Raw genomic sequence first — 280 nt, 5'->3', positions numbered from 1 at the left:
CCTGAAAAATCATGTCCGCTAAAGACAGGCTTGCGTTAATTGCGGCAAGTTTTCTTTTCATAGGTTCGTCAAATGGACTGAATTCGGCTTTATAAACAAGCTCATGTTCAACTTCCGCCCATGCGTCCTGTAAAATGGTGCGTATTTGTATTTCCGCTATGTCAGTGCCGGGATCTCCGTATTTATCAATTAATTCTTGCGGTATCTTGATTAAAAGGTGAGTTGACTCATAACAGAATTCCTGGAAGGTATAATGTCCTTTCATTTCACGTTCTAAAAC

General features: G+C 40.0%; 1 pseudogene. It reads right to left on the bottom strand.

Features of this window, described 5'->3' with window-relative positions:
• Positions 1-280: pseudogene (locus tag ACYVTD_RS19065) on the bottom strand ((p)ppGpp synthetase); the annotation flags it as partial.

The sequence above is a fragment of the Treponema sp. R6D11 genome, assembly GCF_054786075.1.
The sequence above is the reverse complement of the archived record's forward strand: the minus strand, read 5'-3'. Positions and strand labels throughout refer to the sequence as shown.